Raw genomic sequence first — 18171 nt, 5'->3', positions numbered from 1 at the left:
AACCCACGCCGAAGCACGTTCCCGTTCTGCCGAACCCAAGGAGTGTTTGATGGTTAACCCTACGAAAATATCGATTGCCGCTTTAGCGGTGGTGGTCGGCGCCGGGCCGTCCATGGTGTGTGCTGGAGACAAGCCCGAAGGCTTTGTCGAAGGCAGCAGCCTGACGGTGCTCAACCGCAATTTCTACTTCAATCGTGATCATCGCAATGGTCAGTCCAGCCCCACCGGCAACGGTTATTCCGAAGCCTGGGCGCATGCCGTGATCAGCAAGTTCGAATCCGGTTTCACTCAAGGCACCGTCGGCGTCGGTGTCGATGCGTTTGCGATGATCGGGCTCAAACTCGACACCGGTTTCGAAGCCGGACACAAAATCGACTGTGGCAGTCCGCCTGCTGGCGATGAGCATTCGCTTTGGCACATTGCATGATGCAAAGTTGAGGCGATTGATATCGAAGGGCTGCTTAGCAGACCTTCGATATCAATCGCCACTCAGCATCTGCTTCAGATTCCTCAAAGATTTGGTTTTTCTAGCACGCCCCGCGCTTTTGGTCTTACAGCGATATAAAAACTTGGAAAATCAGCGTGAGGGGAAACAGATCTTTTGACGCTGGTGGCTTCCATATCCAAAGCCTTCAAAATTTGCGCAGTATTTTTCCCATTGGGCGTTGTGAAAAAAGCTTCTTTCAACTCAATAGAATCACTTGCAAATTTCTCGGTTGCCGCCAACGTTTCCTTGTTCTTCACTTCATTACGAACCATCATAGATGGGTAATCAGTTATACCCATATATGCAACCTGAACCAGCTGAACATCACTTGCAAAAAACTGCTTCGTTTTGCTTTCTTTATAATTACCTCTGAAAATCCAAACTCCTGACGGGTGATATTCATTGATAAATTCGTCCTTGATGACCTGCCCGCCACTTCCATGGCCCTCAGGAAAAATCATTCTGCCAGAGCTGATTTTTACAGCGTCTATAGGCTTGTGCTCCAGAAGCGTATTGAGTTGCGTAATTCGGTCAATGTTATTCTGAAAATAATCAGAAACACGACTCAAAAATTCCTCATTGACCTTCACCGTATTAATCTCGGGGATCTCATCAGGAGCGTCACGCGGTAAGTCATTTAAGAAATCATCAACTTGATCGGGGTGCTCTTGCTTAGTCGTTACGTCGTTTGGAGGCACCGGACTAAGTCCTGTGTACTCCCGCAGGGAAACGGGCGAGTTCCTCAATACACGAAATAAATTCAACCCATCAACGTACCACGCTGGATCCGGATTCACCCATCGCTGCAACCATGGTGCGTAATATCGATATCCATAATAATAAAGCCCGGTTGCATCCCTCTCCTTACCCGAATAACGGATGGTTTTATACTTCGCCACCAAGGCACTTTTACCTGCCCAGCACGCCGTACCACCAAACGGGTAATAGTGTTCCTGACTCAATATTCCTGCGCCGTCGTCCAATTCCAGAGTGCTGGAACCGAGATGATCACTCAGGCTGTAACGCAGTTGATCGCCCTCAACGCCCTCAGGCCAATGCAGCATTCGCACCTGATTACGCCCGGCTTCGACACTGATCACATGCCGCTCTTTTCCGTTCGCTTCGCGATGCACCTCAACACCCGGCAGATAACGCACTTCTGATTTCAGGGTTTGCCCGGATGTCTGGCTGAGGCATGTTTTACGCAAGCGATGGCCGGGTCGATCGTAAACATAACATTCGTCGTCATTCGGCTCGTCCCGGCGTCGCACCAGCGTCACTCGTCTCAATAGACCGCGCACATCCCAGCTCATGGCCTGTCCGCGCTGCAATTCCAACTGATTGCCAGCGAGATCAAACCCTTCCGAAATCTGCGGTTCTCCCGGTAGAGAGCCATCGTCGCGCTGGGCCAGACTTCGATTGCTGCAAGCAGAGGTGAACATCGAAAAAACCGGTGCACCGCTGTGATGGCGGGTGACTAGATTGCCCGCCGCGTCGTAGGCGAATGTCTGGGTGTAGTTGCGCCGCTGCTTCGGGTCCAGCGGTGTGGGCAGCAGATCCGGTAATGCCGGGCCATGGCTCGGCTGGCTGACTTCCCAGCCTTTGGCCTCGACTAACCGATACAGGCTGTCATAGCGATAGCGGCTGACCGGTTCGATGCGCTGGTGATTGAAGTAAGTCACGGCCTGGGTTTTGTCTTCGAGGCTGACGATATTGCCCACCGGGTCGTAGACGTAATGCAAATTCTGCAGGGGTGTTTGTTCGCCGGCGGCTGCGCTGAGCTTCAGCAGCCGACCATCCTCAGGGCTGTACTCTGCGCGGGTCATGACACCATTACCGGCGGTCTCATGTTCGATCTGCTCATGCGCGTTGTAACGGATATCACTGACCAGACGTGTGGGTGGCTTACCTTCACCGCCAGGGAGAAGCCATGTCGCGGACAGTTGTCCCGCCACGTTGTATTGCCGCGTTTGGGCATTGCCCATGGCATCGGTCTGCTCTTTCAATTCGCCCGTCGGATAGAACACGTAGCGGGTGACGTAGGACTGCGCCTCCAGAAACACATCACGGTGTTCAGGGTCGCCAGGCCAGTCTGGCAGATCGAGGTCCGTCAGCATGCGCCGCGATTCGACCAGCCCGGCACCGGCCAAACCATAGTCGCGGATGAGCCGGGTGCCCGCCGGGTCATCATGGCGGATCAGGCGACCGCACTGATTGTGCTGGGCAAAGACATCATCCGCATCGGCATAGCTCAATCGCTCAACCACACGAGGCGGTTCGCTACGGGCCTGCTCCGTCACAACAATCGGGCGCTGCAGGTCGTCATAGTCGCGATGGCATTCGCTATCTCGGGCGTCCCAGGAACTACGCAATGAGCGGGCCTGATCCGGCAAACTCAACTGCCACCCGGCGTCGACGCTGTCCGTCAGCAATGCCTGCCCGCTCAATCCGTACGTGGTGGCCAGGTTCGGCTTCGGCGCCGCTCCCCACAATCGTGGATCCCACGATGCCACCTGACGCCCCGCTGCATCGAACACTTGCCGGGTAATGCGCGGGTCGATGTCGGGCGAGTCCGGACGCCGGCAGTAACCGACGCTGCGGATCATCAGCGAACGGGAATCGATGACCGATAGCGTCGGCGTGGCGGTGTCGTGATGAACATCCATGGTCACAAGCGTCCTTTCGCACCTATGGGTGAAGAGTGAGCGCTTTTGCGGTTTACCGATACTGTAAGAACTAACAGGTGCCTTCCCGGCAATGGGCCCCATCGCTTGCACGCGCGCTCCCACAGTGGTTCCAAGTGCACTCGGAATTTGTGAGCGACGCAGAAACCTGTGGGAGCTTGCCTGCAAGCGAAAGCGGTGGATCAGGCGCCAAAAAAAACGGCACCTTCCGGTGCCGTTCGCCTTTCACAGCTCCCCTATCACTTACGCGCATCCGCCCACGATTTCAGCAGCTCGCTATAGCTCACGGTTTCGCCCTTCGGCTTCTCGTTGGCCAGTTTCGGCTTCGGTGCGCCCGGTTGGTCGAACCAGTATTGCGCGTCGCGTTCCGGGTTCATTTTCGGTGCGCACACGGCCTGGGCCTTGGAGCGTTCGAGGCGTTCCATGATGCGGTCCTGATCCTTTGCCAAGCCATCGAGCGCTTGTTGCGGGGTCTTCTCGCCGCTGGCGGCTTCGGCGATGTGGCTCCACCACAGTTGCGCCAGACGCGGATAGTCCGGCACGTTGGTCCCGGTCGGGGTCCATTGCACGCGGGCCGGGCTGCGGTAGAACTCGACCAGACCGCCGAGTTTCGGCGCCATATCGGTCATCGCCTGCGAGTTGATGTCTGACTCGCGAATCGGCGTCAGGCCGACGATGGTTTTCTTCAGCGACACGGTTTTCGAGGTAACGAACTGCGCGTACAGCCACGCCGCCAGTTTCTGCTTCTCAGGGGTGGACTTCATGAACGTCCACGAACCCACGTCCTGATAACCGAGCTTCATGCCCTCTTCCCAATACGGCCCGCGCGGCGATGGCGCCATGCGCCATTTCGGCGTGCCATCGGCGTTGACCACCGGCAGGCCCGGTTTGGTCATGTCGGCGGTGAACGCGGTGTACCAGAAGATCTGTTGGGCGATGTTGCCCTGCGACGGCACCGGGCCGGATTCGGAAAAGGTCATGCCCGCCGCTTCCGGTGGTGCGTATTTCTTCAGCCAGTCGACGTATTTGGTGGTTGCAAACACCGCTGCCGGGCCGTTGGTGTCGCCGCCGCGGGTCACGCTGGAGCCGACCGGATGGCAGTCCTCGACGCGGATGCCCCACTCGTCCACCGGCAACCCGTTGGGAATGCCCTTGTCGCCGCCGCCGGCCATAGAGAACCAGGCATCGGTGAAGCGCCAGCCCAGCGACGGGTCTTTCTTGCCGTAGTCCATGTGCCCGTAAACGCGTTTACCGTCGATTTCCTTGACGTCTTCGCTGAAGAATTTGGCGATGTCTTCATAGGCCGACCAGTTCACCGGCACGCCCAGCTCGTAGCCGTACTTTTCCTTGAATTTGGCTTTCAGGTCGGCGCGTTCGAACCAGTCGGCCCGGAACCAGTACAGGTTGGCGAATTGCTGGTCGGGCAGTTGGTAGATCTTGCCGTCCGGTGCGGTGGTGAACGAGATGCCAATGAAGTCCTTGATGTCGAGGGTCGGCGAGGTGAAGTTTTTGCCTTCGTTGGCCATCAGGTCGGTGATCGATTCGGTCTTGCCGTAGCGAAAGTGCGTACCGATCAGGTCGGAGTCGTTGACCCAGCCGTCATAGATATTCTTGTCCGACTGCATCACCGTTTGCATTTTCTCGACCACGTCGCCTTCCTGCAGCAAGTCGTGGGTGAGCTTGATCCCGGTGATTTCGCTGAACGCCTTGGCCAGCACTTTCGATTCATATTCGTGGGTGGTCAGGGTCTCGGAAACGACCTTGATGTCCATGCCACGAAACGGCTCGGCGGCCTTGATGAACCACTTCAATTCTTCCAGCTGCTGTTCGGCCGTCAGGGTCGAGGGCTTGAACTCGCTGCCGATCCATTTTTTCGCGGCATCTTCGTAGGCGTCAGCCCAGGCAGACGCGCTCAAACCGCTGAGTGCCAGCATGGCTGCCAATGAAATGCTATGTCGCAGCTTATTGTTTTTATCGAACATAGAGACCTCCTGTTTAAGTTGTGGAGCCGCGTTGCCGAACGATTCGGCTAGCCCCAACGCATCACAGCCAACAGCCACACCAGGGACAACGCGGACGCCACCCAGATGCTCCAGTCGGTGACGCCGATTACCAGCAAGTGCAGGTAGGCGCTGCCGAGAAGACCGATAAACAAGCGATCGCCACGGGTGGTGGCAATCGGCAGAAACCCTCGCCGCAAGATGCTCGGCGAGCGCAATTCCCAGGTGGTCATGCCCACCAGAATCAGACCGATGCCGATGAAGAACGCGGCGGTCGGTGTCGTCCAGCTCATCCATTCCATCATCAGCTCCTCAGACCCGACCGAGGGCAAAGCCCTTGGCCACATGGTTGCGAACAAACCAGATCACCAGCATGCCCGGCAGGATGGTCAATACCCCCGCCGCGGCCAGCACGCCCCAATCGATCCCCGACGCCGACACAGTGCGGGTCATCACCGCCGCGATCGGTTTGGCGTTGACCGAGGTCAGCGTGCGTGCCAGCAACAGTTCGACCCAGGAAAACATGAAGCAGAAAAACGCCGTGACACCGATGCCGGAACCGATCAACGGAATGAAAATCTTCACGAAGAACTTGGGAAAACTGTAGCCGTCGATGTAGGCGGTTTCGTCGATCTCCTTCGGCACGCCGGACATGAAACCTTCGAGAATCCACACCGCCAGCGGCACGTTGAACAAGCAGTGCGCCAGGGCTACGGCGATGTGCGTGTCGAACAGGCCGATCGACGAATACAACTGAAAGAACGGCAGCAGAAACACCGCCGGCGGCGCCATGCGGTTGGTCAGCAGCCAGAAGAACAGGTGTTTGTCGCCGAGGAAACGATAGCGTGAAAACGCGTAGGCCGCCGGTAACGCCACGCTCAACGAGATCACGGTGTTGAGGCTGACGTAATACAGCGAGTTGAGATAACCGGTGTACCAGCTCGGATCGGTGAAGATCACCTTGTAGTTCGCCAGCGTGAAGGCCTGTGGGAAAAGGGTCAGGCCGCCGAGGATTTCGGTGTTGCTCTTGAACGACATGTTCAGCAGCCAGTAGATCGGCACCAGCAGGAACAGGATGTACACCAGCAACGGAATAAGCTTTCTCTTGCTCATGGCCGGGCCTCAGCGGTTGGCGTCGGAATGCGTCATGGCGGTATAGAACAGCCACGACACCAACAGGATGATCAGGAAGTACACCAGCGAAAATGCCGCTGCCGGACCGAGGTCGAATTGCCCTACGGCCATCTGCGTCAACGTCTGACTGAGGAAGGTCGTGGCATTGCCCGGCCCGCCGCCGGTGAGCACGAACGGTTCGGTGTAAATCATGAAACTGTCCATGAAGCGCAGCATCACCGCGATCAGCAGCACGCTTTTCAGTTTGGGCAGTTGAATGTGGCGGAACACCGCCCAGGCCGAGGCCCGATCGATGCGTGCGGCCTGGTAATAGACGTCGGGAATCGCGCGCAGACCGGAGAAGCACAGCAGCGCCACCAGTGAGGTCCAGTGCCACACGTCCATGACCAGCACCGTCACCCAGGCGTCCATGGTATTGGCCGCATAGTTGTAGCTGATGCCCATGGCGTTGAGGCTGGAACCGAGCAGACCGATGTCGGCGCGGCCGAAAATCTGCCAGATCGTACCGACTACGTTCCACGGAATCAGCAGCGGAATCGCCAGAATGATCAGCACCACCGACGACCAACGGCCCTTGGTCGGCATGGTCAGCGCGACGGCAATGCCCAGTGGGATCTCGATCAGCAGCACGCAGGCCGAATAGATGAACTGACGCAGCAGCGAGTCGTGCAGACGTGGGTCGAGCAGCACCTGCTTGTACCAGTCGGCGCCGACGAAGTAGCGGCTGGACTGGTCGAAGATGTCCTGCACCGAATAGTTGACCACGGTCATCATCGGGATCACTGCACTGAACGCCACCAGCAGAAACACCGGCAACACCAGCCACCAGGCCTTGTTGTTCTGCACCTTGTTCATGGCTGCACCTCATCGTCGGCTTCGAGCAGGAATTCATCGGCATACACCATTAGCCACTGCGCCGGAAAACTGATGTACGCCGTGCCCTGTGGCACCGGTTTGTCTTCGGTCAGGCGCACCTTCAACGGCGCGCCGTCGAGGTTGAGGGTCATGATCTTGTAGGTGCCGAGGTCTTCGACGTGTACGACGTCGGCCTGCATTGCGTCATCGAACGGCTCGTCCCAGACATGAATGAACTCAGGGCGGATACCGACCTTGAGATTTTTCCACTGGCCGTGCTCGATATGGCGCTGCAAGGCTTCGGACAACGGCAAGTGCGTCGAAGCGAAACCGACGCCACCGGGCTGCGGCTGCACCTCGATCAGGTTCATCCCGGGGCTGCCGATGAAATAGCCGACGAAGGTGTGGCTTGGCCGCTCGAACAATTCCCGTGGCGTGCCGAACTGGACGATCTGGCCGCCGTACATCACCGCGATCTTGTCAGCGAACGTTGAGGCTTCGAGCTGATCGTGGGTGACGTAGACCATGGTGATGTTGAACTGCTCGTGGATCTGCTTGAGCTTGCGCCGCAGTTTCCATTTCAGGTGCGGGTCGATCACCGTCAGCGGTTCGTCGAACAGGATCGCCGAGACGTCGTCGCGTACCAGACCACGGCCCATCGAGACTTTCTGTTTTTCGTCGGCGGTGAGGTTGCGCGCCTTTTTGCTCAGCAGGTTTTGCAGGTCGAGGACTTCGGCGATTTCCTGCACCTTGCTGTGCACTTTCGCCTCGGCCATGCCCTGATTGCGCAAAGGAAAAGCGAGGTTGTCGAACACGGTCATGGTGTCGTAGACCACCGGAAACTGGAACACCTGGGCGATGTTGCGCTTCTCCGGCGTCAGGTCGTTGACCGCTTTGCCGTCGAACAGCACATGGCCCTGGGACGGGCTGAGCAGGCCGGAAATGATGTTGAGCAAGGTCGACTTGCCGCAACCGGACGGGCCGAGCAAGGCATAGGCGCCGCCCTGCTCCCAGATGTGATCCATCTCACGGATCGCGTAATCCTCAGCGCCGCTCGGGGTTTTGCTGTAGCTGTGGGCGAGGTGTTGCAAACGGATTTCGGCCATCAGGCAACCCTCGCGACACGCCGGCCCGGTGCTTGCACCAGACGGCCCTGCGCATCGAAAACGAACAGTTTGTGGGTCGGGATGTAAATGCGGATCGGCGCATCGACGTCGTATTCGTGAACCCCCGGCAGGTGCAGCACCAGCAGGAAATGCTCGTTGCGCACATGCAGGAAGGTTTCCGAGCCACTGATCTCGGCCACTTCGACGGTCACCGCCAGTTCCAGATCATCGTCGTTGCTCGGCACCAGCGAGATATGGCTGGGGCGCACGCCGAAACGGTATTCGCCCTCGCCTACCGGCCGCAGATCAACGTTCAACGGGAAGTGGACGAAATTGGCGAAGCTGACTTCGTTGCCGGCAATGCGCCCGGGCATCAGGTTGATCGGCGGTTCGGAGAACAACTCGGCGGCCAGCACGGTTTGCGGCTGGTGATACACCGAGGTCGACGGCCCGCTCTGAATCACCCGGCCTTCATGCAAAATCGTCGTGGTGCCGCCCAGCGCCAACGCTTCGTTGGGCTCGGTGGTGGCGTAGATGGCGATGGTATGGCGCGCCTTGAACAGCTCGCGCATTTCCTGGCGCAGCTCTTCGCGCAGTTTGTAATCGAGGTTGACCAGCGGCTCGTCGAACAGAATCAGTTCAGCGTCCTTGACCAAGGCGCGAGCCATGGCCGTGCGCTGTTGCTGACCGCCGGACAGCTCCAGCGGATAGCGCTGCAGAAACTTCTCGATGCGCAGCATCTTTGCGGTTTCCAGCACTTTGCTGTGGATGATGTCTTTCGCCACACCGGCCTGGCGCAACGGCGAGGCGATGTTCTCGAACACCGTCATGGTCGGGTAATTGATGAACTGCTGATAGACCATCGACACGTTGCGCAGACGCACCGGGCGTTGGGTAACGTCGACGCCGTTCATCAGGATGCGCCCGCTGTCGGGCTTGTCCAGCCCGGCCATCAAACGCATCAAACTCGTTTTGCCGGACAGCGTGCGGCCGAGCAAAACGTTGAAGGAACCGGGTTCGAATTTCAGGCACGCATCGTCGATCCAGATCTGGCCCTCGACGGTACGGCTGACGTGCTCCAGGGTGAGTGACATGGCTCGGCCTTTTTTATTTTTGGAGTCAAGCGACCGAAGCAACACAGCGACTTTCGTGCCAGAAGTGGCAAGTGCTTGATTTTCCTTGAGAAGCAGTGTTTACGGGGGCCAGCGCCGTTCACAGCTGAACACTTTTGAACAGTCGGGTGATTGACAATGAACAATAGTGAACAACACTCTATAAACGCTTTTTGCCCGATCTCATGGAAGCCGAAGATCCCTGTAGGCCTTCGCCTGCTCGCGATAGCGGTGTGTCAGTCAATGCAAATCCGTCTGACAGACCGCTATCGCGAGCAGGCGAAGGCCTACAGGGGATCTGTGTTGGTTTTAAGATCGGGCTCATAACAATAATAAAATCGCTGCACTCAGAGGCTCGCCCCCATGGCCGCACCTGCTTCGCCGCTGTCCCACGATGCGATCGTCCAGACTTCCTGGCAACGCTGTCGCGCGTTCGGTCTCGACCATCAGAGCACCCCGGCCTTCGATCAACTGCCCGCCGCTGGCATTGCGCAATTGCTCGACAGTCATCATTCACTGGTACAGACCACGCATCAGGAAGTTCTGCCCTATTACGAAAACATCCTTAGCAATTCCAACTGCCTGATCATGCTCGCCGACAATCAGGGCCAGGTGCTGACCTCGTGGGGCACCCAGCGTTTTATCGAACCGAACCTGGCGCGCGGCTTTCAGGCCGGGGCGAGCTGGATGGAGCGCTGCAGCGGCACCAATGCGATCGGCACCGCGCTGGCCTGCGAACAGGCGGTGCACATTGAACACGATGAACACTTTCTCAAGGCCAACCGCTTCATGACGGGTTCCGCCGCGCCGATTTTCGACGCCGAGCGCAAGGTCATCGCCGTGCTCGACGTGTCCAGCGACAGCTACCTGCCGCCCTCGCACACCTTGGGCATGGTCAAGATGATGAGCCAGACCGTGGAGAACCGGCTGATCCTCAACTTGTTCCACGGTCAGCACTTTCAACTCACCTTCAACACCGGGTTGAACAACCTCGACAGCCAGTGGGCCGGGTTGTTGATCTTCGATGAGAGCGGTCAGGTCCTGTCGGCCAATCGCCGCGCGGACAATCTGCTCGGGGTGCGCTTGTCGCGGGTCAGTGTGGAAAGCCTGTTCAAGGTCTCGCTGCTGGAGTTGATCAATCAGCCGGACGGTTTGCCATTCGCCTTGCAGACTTCCGGACGCAACCGTTTTCAGTGTCTGTTGAAACGGCCGAAACAGGCAGCGGTTCAAGCCCGGGTATTTGTGACGGAAGAAAAGCCCGCGCCATCCAGCGCGATCAGCCTCAACAGCCTGCATTTCGGCGATAGCCGCGTGGAAAAAGCCGTGCGTCAGGCCGAACGCCTGCTGGAAAAAGATATTCCGCTGCTGATCCACGGCGAGACCGGCGTCGGCAAAGAGGTGTTCGTGAAAGCCCTGCATCAGGCCAGCTCGCGCAGTAAACAGGCGTTCATCGCGGTGAACTGCGCAGCGATCCCCGCCGAACTGGTTGAGTCCGAGCTATTCGGTTATGAGAAAGGCGCGTTCACCGGCGCCAACCAGAAAGGCAGCATCGGCCTGATTCGCAAGGCTGACAAAGGCACGCTGTTTCTCGATGAAATCGGCGATATGCCGTTGCCGACCCAGGCGCGCCTGTTGCGGGTATTGCAGGAGCGTTGCGTGCAGCCGGTGGGCAGTAGTGAGTTGTTCCCGGTGGACCTGCGGATCATCTCGGCGACCAACCGTTCGTTGCGCGAACAGGTGCAGTTGGGCCGGTTTCGTGAGGATTTGTATTACCGCATTGGCGGGCTGACCCTGGAACTGCCACCGCTGCGTGAGCGCAGTGATAAACAGGCGTTGTTCAAGCGGCTGTGGGAACAGCATCGTGAGCCGACGCAGTGGGCGGGTTTGACCTCAGAGGTGCTGGAGTTGTTCGAACGGCATCCGTGGCCGGGGAATTTGCGTCAGGTCAGCAGCGTGATGCAGGTGGCGCTGGCCATGGCCGAGGAGCAACCGGTGCGGCCGGAGCATTTGCCGGATGATTTTTTTGTCGATCTGGAGATGGAGCCGGTGGAGACGGCGGCGCCGTTGGGGCTGGATTTGAATGATGTTGAAGCGTTGAACCGCGAGTTGAAGGCGGCTGGGGGGAATATCTCGCATCTGGCGCGGCGGTTGGGGGTTAGCCGCAATACGCTTTACAAGCGGTTGCGGCAGATTGGCGGTTGAGTACAACCTTTGCCCTCACCCCAGCCCTCTCCCGCAGGAGAGGGGGCCGACCGCAGGATTTTGATCGTTCCCACGCTCCGCGTGGGAATGCAGCCCGGGGCGCTCCGCGTCCCATTCGAAAGCCGGAACGCGGAGCGTCCCTGGAGGCATTCCCACGCAGAGCGTGGGAACGATCATGGTAGGGGCTTTTGGCCTCAGTCAGCCAACCGCCAGGTCGTGCCACCCTTGCCATCTTCCAGCACCACACCCATCGCCGTAAGCTGATCACGAATGCGGTCCGACTCGGCCCAATCCTTCCCGGCCCGGGCCGCCAGACGCGCAGCAATCAACGCATCCACCTCAGCCGCATCGACACGCCCTTCGGCGCCCGCCTGCAGGAAGTCGTCGGCTTCGAGCTGCAACACGCCCAGCACGCTGGCCAATTCTTTCAGGCGCGCTGCCAGACCCGCCGCCGCATCGAGATCACTCTCGCGCAAGCGGTTGATCTCGCGAACCATCTCGAACAGCACGGCGCAGGCTTCAGGCGTGCCGAAGTCGTCGTTCATCACCGCAGTGAAACGCTCGACGAAGGCTTCGCCACCGGCCGGCGCCACAGTCGGCAGACCTTTCAATGCGTGATAGAAACGCTCCAGTGCGCCTTTGGCGTCCTTGAGGTTGTCTTCCGAATAGTTGATCGCGCTGCGGTAGTGGCTCGACACCAGCAGGTAACGCACGACTTCCGGGTGGTACTTTTCCAGTACGTCGCGGATGGTGAAGAAGTTGTTCAACGACTTGGACATCTTCTCGCCATTGATACGGATCATCCCGCAATGCATCCACGCGTTGGCGTAGGTCTTGCCGGTGGCCGCTTCGCTCTGGGCGATTTCGTTTTCATGGTGCGGGAACTCGAGGTCGCTGCCGCCGCCATGAATGTCAAAAGTCTCACCCAGGCAGCAGGTCGACATCACCGAGCACTCGATGTGCCAGCCCGGACGCCCGGCGCCCCACGGCGATTCCCAGCTCGGCTCGCCCGGCTTGGCGGCTTTCCACAGGACGAAGTCGAGCGGGTCCTGTTTCGACTCGTCGACTTCGATGCGTGCGCCGATGCGCAGGTCTTCGATTTTCTTGCGCGACAGCTTGCCGTAGCCCATGAATTTGGCGACGCGGTAGTACACGTCGCCATTGCCCGGGGCGTAGGCGTAACCCTTGTCGATCAGCGCCTGGATCATCGCGTGCATGCCAGCGATGTGATCGGTGGCGCGCGGCTCCATGTCCGGCTTTTTGATGTTGAGGCGCGCTTCGTCTTCGTGCATAGCGGCGATCATGCGTTCGGTCAACGCTTCGAACGATTCACCGTTCTCGTTGGCGCGGTTGATGATCTTGTCGTCGATGTCGGTGATGTTGCGCACGTAGGTCAGGTCGTAGCCGCTGAAGCGCAGCCAGCGCGTCACCAGGTCGAACGCGACCATGCTGCGGCCGTGGCCGAGGTGGCAGTAGTCGTACACGGTCATCCCGCAGACGTACATGCGAACCTTGTTGCCATCCAGCGGCTTGAAGACTTCTTTGCTCTTGGTGAGCGTGTTGTAGATCGTCAGCACGTTAATTTCCTTGACGCTGTCTCACTGGCCCCACGAATCACGCAGGGTCACGGTACGGTTGAATACCGGCTGACCGGGTTTCGAGTCCTTCAGATCCGCGACGAAGTAGCCTTCGCGTTCGAACTGGAAACGGTCTTCCGGCTGCGCATTGCCGAGCGATGGCTCGGCGCGACAACCGGTCAGCACTTGCAGTGAGTCAGGGTTGATGTTGTCGAGGAAACTCGCGCTGTCTTCGGCCTTCTCCGGGTTCGGTGAGCGGAACAGGCGATCGTACAGACGCACTTCGCACTCGACGCTGGCGGCGGCCGGCACCCAGTGGATCACGCCTTTGACCTTGCGCCCTTCCGGGTTCTTGCCGAGGGTTTCCGGGTCGTACGAGCAACGCAGTTCGACGATGTTGCCATCGGCGTCCTTGATCGCTTCGTCGGCACGGATCACGTAGCTGCCGCGCAGACGCACTTCACCGGCCGGCTCCAGGCGCTTGTAGCCTTTTGGCGGCTCTTCCATGAAGTCGTCACGGTCGATGTAGATTTCCCGGGCAAACGGCAAGGCGCGCACGCCCATGTCTTCTTTCGGGTGGCGTGGCAGTTCAAGGTTTTCGACCTGGCCTTCCGGGTAGTTGGTGATGACCACTTTCAGCGGACGCAGCACGCACATGGCGCGCGGTGCGCTCTGGTCGAGGTCGTCGCGGATACTGAATTCGAGCATGCCGAAGTCGACTACGCCGTCGGAGCGGTTGGTGCCGATCATTTCGCAGAAGTTGCGGATCGATTTCGGCGTGTAGCCACGGCGGCGGAAGCCCGACAGCGTGGACATGCGCGGATCGTCCCAGCCATTGACGTGCTTTTCATCGACCAGTTGCTTGAGCTTGCGCTTGCTGGTGATCGTGTAGTTCAGGTTCAGGCGGCTGAACTCGTACTGACGCGGCTGCGCCGGCACCGGCAGGTGCTCGAGGAACCACTCGTACAGCGGACGATGGCTTTCAAATTCCAGGGTGCAGATCGAATGGGTGATCCCTTCGATGGCGTCCGACTGACCGTGGGTGAAGTCGTAGTTCGGGTAGATGCACCACTTGTCGCCGGTCTGGTGGTGATGGGCGTGACGGATGCGGTACATGATCGGGTCGCGCAGGTTCATGTTCGGCGAGGCCATGTCGATCTTCGCCCGCAGCACGCGTGCGCCGTCGGGGAATTCACCGGCCTTCATGCGCGCGAACAGGTCGAGGTTTTCCTCTACCGAGCGGTCGCGAAACGGGCTGTTCTTGCCCGGTTCGGTCAGGCTGCCGCGGTATTCCTTGGCCTGCTCGGGGGTCAGGTCGTCGACGTAGGCCTTGCCGGCCTTGATCAGCTCGACCGCCCAGTCGTGCAATTGGTCGAAATACTGCGAGGCGTAGCGCACTTCACCGGACCACTCGAAGCCCAGCCATTTGACGTCGCTTTCGATCGCGTCGATATATTCCTGGTCTTCCTTGGCCGGGTTGGTGTCGTCGAAACGCAGGTGCGTGACGCCGCCGAACTCCTGGGCCAGGCCGAAGTTCACGCAGATCGACTTGGCGTGGCCGATGTGCAGGTAGCCGTTGGGCTCAGGCGGAAAACGCGTGACGATCTGGGTGTGCTTGCCCGAGTCCAGGTCTGCCTGGATGATCGGCCGCAGGAAATTGACCGGCACGGCAGGGCCGGACTTGGCATTCGAGGTAGGGTCGACAGTGGGCTTGCTCATAGGATCCTTGACTTACATGTGCGCGGCCGCAGAACGGGCCAGACAAAACAAAGCCGCTATCATAGCCGATGCCGTCAAGGGGCTGACAGAGCAGGCTCCATAAAGCGGCGCATTTAATCGCGCGGAAATGAAAAACCGCCTCGAAATTCGCGCCTGTCACGCTAAACTGCGCACCTTGGCCGAAGCAGGCTGAACCGGTTGCGGGGCTGAAGGTCCCAAAACCACGAATTCCTCAGAAGAGTAGCGATCATGACTCAAGTCAAACTGACCACCAACCATGGCGACATCGTCATCGAACTGAACGCTGAAAAGGCGCCGATCACCGTCGCCAACTTCATCGAATACGTTAACGCCGGTCACTACACCAACACCGTGTTCCACCGCGTCATCGGTAACTTCATGATCCAGGGCGGCGGTTTCGAGCCAGGCATGAAAGAGAAGAAAGACAAGCGTCCGAGCATCCAGAACGAAGCGGACAACGGTCTTTCCAATGACAAGTACACCGTCGCCATGGCCCGCACCATGGAGCCGCATTCGGCTTCGGCACAGTTCTTCATCAACGTCGCCGACAACACCTTCCTCAACCACAGCGGCAAGAACGTGCAGGGCTGGGGCTACGCGGTATTCGGTAAAGTCACCGCCGGCACCGACGTTGTCGACAAGATCAAAGGCGTGTCGACCACTTCCAAGGCCGGCCACCAGGACGTACCCGCAGACGACGTGATCATCGAGAAAGCCGAGATCATTGAGTGATATTGCTGATTTCAGACTTGCATCTGGAAGAGGAGCGCCCGGACATTACCCGGGCGTTTCTGGATTTGCTCGCCGGACGCGCCCGCTCGGCGAGTGCCTTGTACATCCTCGGCGACTTCTTCGAGGCGTGGATCGGCGACGACGCCATGACACCCTTCCAGCGTTCCATCTGCCAGGCCCTGCGCAACTTGAGCGACAGCGGCACGGCCATTTTCCTCATGCACGGCAATCGCGACTTCATGCTCGGCAAGGCCTTTTGCAAACAGGCCGGCTGCACGCTGTTGAAGGACCCGAGTGTCGTGCAGTTCTACGGCGAGCCGGTGCTGCTGATGCACGGCGACAGCCTGTGTACCCGCGACGTCGGCTACATGAAGCTGCGCCGCTACCTGCGCAATCCGATCACCCTGTTCATCCTGCGCAATCTGCCGCTGCGCACGCGCCATAAACTGGCGCGCAAGCTGCGCAGCGAAAGCCGTGCGCAGACGCGGATGAAGGCCAATGACATTGTCGATGTCACGCCGGAAGAGATTCCGCGGATCATGCAGCAATTCGGCGTGAACACCCTGATCCACGGCCACACCCACCGCCCCGCCATCCACAAGCTGCAACTCGGTGAGCAAGCAGCGAAGCGCATTGTGCTGGGGGATTGGGATCGTCAGGGCTGGGCGTTGCAGGTCGATGAGAGCGGGTATGCGTTGGCACCGTTCGACTTCGCCCCGCCACCTGCTCTCCCAGCGCCCACCCTCTGAAGCCAGATACAAAACCATTGTAGGAGTGAGCCTGCTCGCGATAGCGATATCACATTCAACATCTTTGTTGACTGATACACCGCTAATCGCGAGCAGGCTCACTCCTACAGTTAATCGCGCTTCGGATCAATGACCGCTGGCGGCAGGCCCTGCCTTCGCCGCAAACGGCGGCTTCGCCAGCCACACAATCAGAATCAACCCCATGAACCCCCACCCCAGCAGCGTGAAGTAATCCACGGTCGACAACATGTAGGCCTGACTGGACAGGATCTGATCCATCTGCGCATACGCCGGTTGACTCGCCCCGCCCAGCGCATGCAAGGTCTCGCGCGTGGCCGGTTCGAAGGTGCTGATGCTCTCGCTCATGTAGGCATGATGCTGATTCGCCCGGCGAATCCAGATCCACGTGGTCAGCGAAGCCGCAAAGCTGCCGCCCAAGGTCCGCAGGAAAGTCGCCAGACCGGCCCCGTCGGCAATCTGGCTCGGCGGCAGATCCGACATCAGGATGCTCAACGTCGGCATGAAAAACAGCGCCACGCCAATACCCATGAACAACTGCACCAGAGCGATGGACTGGAAGTCGACCTCGTTGGTGAACTCGGCGCGCATGAAGCAACTCAGGCCGATCGCCAGAAACGCCAGCCCGGCGAGCAGCCGCAAGTCGAACTTGTGTGCGTACTTACCAACAAACGGCGACAGCAGCACCGGCAGAATACCGATCGGCGCCACGGCCAGACCGGCCCAGGTCGCGGTGTAGCCCATCTGCGTCTGCAGCCATTGCGGCAGGATCAGGTTGATGCCGAAGAATCCCGCATAACCCAAGACCAACACCAGCGTACCGATGCGAAAGTTGCGATAGGCGAACAGGCGCAGGTTGACCACCGGATGCTGGTCGGTCATTTCCCAGATCACGAACACCGCCAGCGCAACCACGGAAATCGCCGCGCCGATGATGATGAAGTTCGATTCGAACCAGTCCAGATCATTGCCCTTGTCGAGGATCACCTGCAACGCGCCGACACCGATAATCAGGGTGATCAGACCGACGTAATCCATCGGCTGGCGGCTGGTGACCACCGGCCGCTTGGCCAGTTGCGAACGCACCACCATTACCGCAAAAATCCCGATCGGCACGTTGATGAAGAAGATCCACGGCCAGCTGTAACTGTCGGTGATCCAGCCGCCAAGAATCGGCCCGGCAATCGGCGCGACCACCGTGACCATCGCCAATAACGCCAGGGCCATCCCGCGTTTCGCCGGCGGATACACCGCGATCAACAGGGTTTGGGTCATCGGGTACAACGGCCCGGCGACCAGACCTTGCAGGACCCGGAAGCCGATCAGCTCGGGCATCGAGGTGGAAATACCACAGAGAAACGACGCCAGCACAAACAGCATCGTCGCCCACAGAAACAGTTTCACCTCGCCAAAACGGCGGCTGAGCCAGCCCGTCAGCGGCAGCGCAATCGCGTTGCTCACGGCGAACGAAGTGATCACCCAGGTGCCTTGCTCCGAACTCACCCCCAGGTTGCCGGAAATCGTCGGCAACGCCACGTTGGCGATGGTGGTGTCGAGCACCTGCATGAACGTCGCCAGCGACAGGCCAATGGTGCTGAGCAACAGGCTGGGCGGCGTGAAAGAAGCGTTATTGCTCATGGTGGATCCTATGAAACCTAGAGGACACCGCACCCCTGTAGGAGTGAGCCTGCTCGCGATAGCGGTGTAACAGTCGACATCATCGGTGACTGACACACCGCTATCGCGAGCAGGCTCACTCCTACAGGGTCCGTGCG

13 protein-coding genes and 1 pseudogene are annotated in these 18171 nt (G+C 59.1%); 4 read left to right on the top strand and 10 right to left on the bottom strand.

The window, feature by feature from the left end; translation table 11 throughout:
• Nucleotides 1-49 precede the first annotated feature (49 nt).
• Nucleotides 50-352 (top strand): annotated as a pseudogene (locus ACYYKW_RS13665) (OprD family outer membrane porin); the annotation flags it as partial.
• 158 nt (nucleotides 353-510) lie between these two features.
• On the opposite strand, the gene ACYYKW_RS13660 reads toward ACYYKW_RS13665, so the two are convergent.
• The 7 genes from ACYYKW_RS13660 to ACYYKW_RS13630 form a co-directional block, all read right to left on the bottom strand.
• Nucleotides 511-3153, bottom strand: coding sequence for an RHS repeat domain-containing protein (locus ACYYKW_RS13660; RefSeq protein WP_464990358.1), 2643 nt, complete (start codon nucleotides 3151-3153; stop codon nucleotides 511-513).
• Nucleotides 3154-3410: 257 nt separating this feature from the next.
• On the bottom strand, nucleotides 3411-5153 hold the full coding sequence (locus ACYYKW_RS13655; protein ID WP_090284389.1) for an ABC transporter substrate-binding protein: 1743 nt from the start codon (nucleotides 5151-5153) through the stop codon (nucleotides 3411-3413).
• A gap of 47 nt (nucleotides 5154-5200) precedes the next feature.
• On the bottom strand, nucleotides 5201-5473 hold the full coding sequence (locus ACYYKW_RS13650; RefSeq protein ID WP_038861868.1) for a DUF2160 domain-containing protein: 273 nt from the start codon (nucleotides 5471-5473) through the stop codon (nucleotides 5201-5203).
• A gap of 10 nt (nucleotides 5474-5483) precedes the next feature.
• Nucleotides 5484-6284 (bottom strand): carbohydrate ABC transporter permease, encoded by an 801-nt coding sequence (locus tag ACYYKW_RS13645; RefSeq protein ID WP_090284391.1) that lies wholly within the window; start codon nucleotides 6282-6284, stop codon nucleotides 5484-5486.
• Nucleotides 6285-6293: 9 nt separating this feature from the next.
• A complete protein-coding gene (locus ACYYKW_RS13640) occupies nucleotides 6294-7160 on the bottom strand; it encodes a carbohydrate ABC transporter permease (protein WP_007912484.1) in 867 nt (288 codons plus the stop codon).
• Complete coding sequence (locus ACYYKW_RS13635) at nucleotides 7157-8266, bottom strand: ABC transporter ATP-binding protein (RefSeq protein WP_093100550.1); 1110 nt, start codon at nucleotides 8264-8266, stop codon at nucleotides 7157-7159. Before ACYYKW_RS13635 ends, ACYYKW_RS13640 begins: the two co-directional genes overlap by 4 nt.
• On the bottom strand, nucleotides 8266-9360 hold the full coding sequence (locus tag ACYYKW_RS13630; protein ID WP_093100548.1) for an ABC transporter ATP-binding protein: 1095 nt from the start codon (nucleotides 9358-9360) through the stop codon (nucleotides 8266-8268). The genes ACYYKW_RS13635 and ACYYKW_RS13630 overlap by 1 nt, the downstream gene beginning before the upstream one ends.
• A gap of 381 nt (nucleotides 9361-9741) precedes the next feature.
• Here ACYYKW_RS13630 and ACYYKW_RS13625 point away from each other — a divergent pair, with 381 nt between their 5' ends.
• Nucleotides 9742-11580 (top strand): sigma-54-dependent Fis family transcriptional regulator, encoded by a 1839-nt coding sequence (locus tag ACYYKW_RS13625; RefSeq protein ID WP_464990357.1) that lies wholly within the window; start codon nucleotides 9742-9744, stop codon nucleotides 11578-11580.
• A gap of 194 nt (nucleotides 11581-11774) precedes the next feature.
• Here ACYYKW_RS13625 and cysS read toward each other — a convergent pair whose 3' ends face one another.
• Entirely contained in the window at nucleotides 11775-13157 is a 1383-nt protein-coding gene (gene cysS / locus ACYYKW_RS13620) for a cysteine--tRNA ligase (protein WP_093100542.1), read from the bottom strand.
• 21 nt (nucleotides 13158-13178) lie between these two features.
• Complete coding sequence (locus ACYYKW_RS13615) at nucleotides 13179-14876, bottom strand: glutamine--tRNA ligase/YqeY domain fusion protein (RefSeq protein ID WP_093100539.1); 1698 nt, start codon at nucleotides 14874-14876, stop codon at nucleotides 13179-13181.
• Between the two features lie 249 nt (nucleotides 14877-15125).
• Between ACYYKW_RS13615 and ACYYKW_RS13610 the strand changes: the two genes are divergently transcribed.
• Both ACYYKW_RS13610 and lpxH read left to right on the top strand, forming a co-directional pair.
• Nucleotides 15126-15629 carry a peptidylprolyl isomerase gene (locus tag ACYYKW_RS13610; protein WP_093100536.1) on the top strand — a complete coding sequence of 168 codons (504 nt, stop codon included), beginning with the start codon at nucleotides 15126-15128 and terminating at the stop codon, nucleotides 15627-15629.
• Nucleotides 15626-16378 carry a UDP-2,3-diacylglucosamine diphosphatase gene (lpxH, locus tag ACYYKW_RS13605; protein ID WP_464990356.1) on the top strand — a complete coding sequence of 251 codons (753 nt, stop codon included), beginning with the start codon at nucleotides 15626-15628 and terminating at the stop codon, nucleotides 16376-16378. The genes ACYYKW_RS13610 and lpxH overlap by 4 nt, the downstream gene beginning before the upstream one ends.
• A 126-nt stretch (nucleotides 16379-16504) precedes the next feature.
• On the opposite strand, the gene ACYYKW_RS13600 is transcribed toward lpxH, so the two are convergent.
• Complete coding sequence (locus ACYYKW_RS13600) at nucleotides 16505-18034, bottom strand: DHA2 family efflux MFS transporter permease subunit (protein ID WP_090284406.1); 1530 nt, start codon at nucleotides 18032-18034, stop codon at nucleotides 16505-16507.
• Between the last annotated feature and the right edge of the window lie 137 nt (nucleotides 18035-18171).

Source organism: Pseudomonas sp. 15C, assembly GCF_055484735.1.
This window is presented reverse-complemented; position numbering and strand designations above follow the sequence as displayed.

Bases quoted from the DNA above. Each gene is read 5' to 3' on its own strand.
- ACYYKW_RS13650 (WP_038861868.1), bottom strand. From the start codon at position 5,473: ATGGAATGGATGAGCTGGACGACACCGACCGCCGCGTTCTTCATCGGC.
- ACYYKW_RS13615 (WP_093100539.1), bottom strand. From the start codon at position 14,876: ATGAGCAAGCCCACTGTCGACCCTACCTCGAATGCCAAGTCCGGCCCT.
- ACYYKW_RS13645 (WP_090284391.1), bottom strand. From the start codon at position 6,284: ATGAGCAAGAGAAAGCTTATTCCGTTGCTGGTGTACATCCTGTTCCTG.
- ACYYKW_RS13640 (WP_007912484.1), bottom strand. From the start codon at position 7,160: ATGAACAAGGTGCAGAACAACAAGGCCTGGTGGCTGGTGTTGCCGGTG.
- ACYYKW_RS13630 (WP_093100548.1), bottom strand. From the start codon at position 9,360: ATGTCACTCACCCTGGAGCACGTCAGCCGTACCGTCGAGGGCCAGATC.
- ACYYKW_RS13610 (WP_093100536.1), top strand. From the start codon at position 15,126: ATGACTCAAGTCAAACTGACCACCAACCATGGCGACATCGTCATCGAA.
- ACYYKW_RS13655 (WP_090284389.1), bottom strand. From the start codon at position 5,153: ATGTTCGATAAAAACAATAAGCTGCGACATAGCATTTCATTGGCAGCC.
- ACYYKW_RS13625 (WP_464990357.1), top strand. From the start codon at position 9,742: ATGGCCGCACCTGCTTCGCCGCTGTCCCACGATGCGATCGTCCAGACT.
- ACYYKW_RS13635 (WP_093100550.1), bottom strand. From the start codon at position 8,266: ATGGCCGAAATCCGTTTGCAACACCTCGCCCACAGCTACAGCAAAACC.
- ACYYKW_RS13600 (WP_090284406.1), bottom strand. From the start codon at position 18,034: ATGAGCAATAACGCTTCTTTCACGCCGCCCAGCCTGTTGCTCAGCACC.
- ACYYKW_RS13660 (WP_464990358.1), bottom strand. From the start codon at position 3,153: ATGGATGTTCATCACGACACCGCCACGCCGACGCTATCGGTCATCGAT.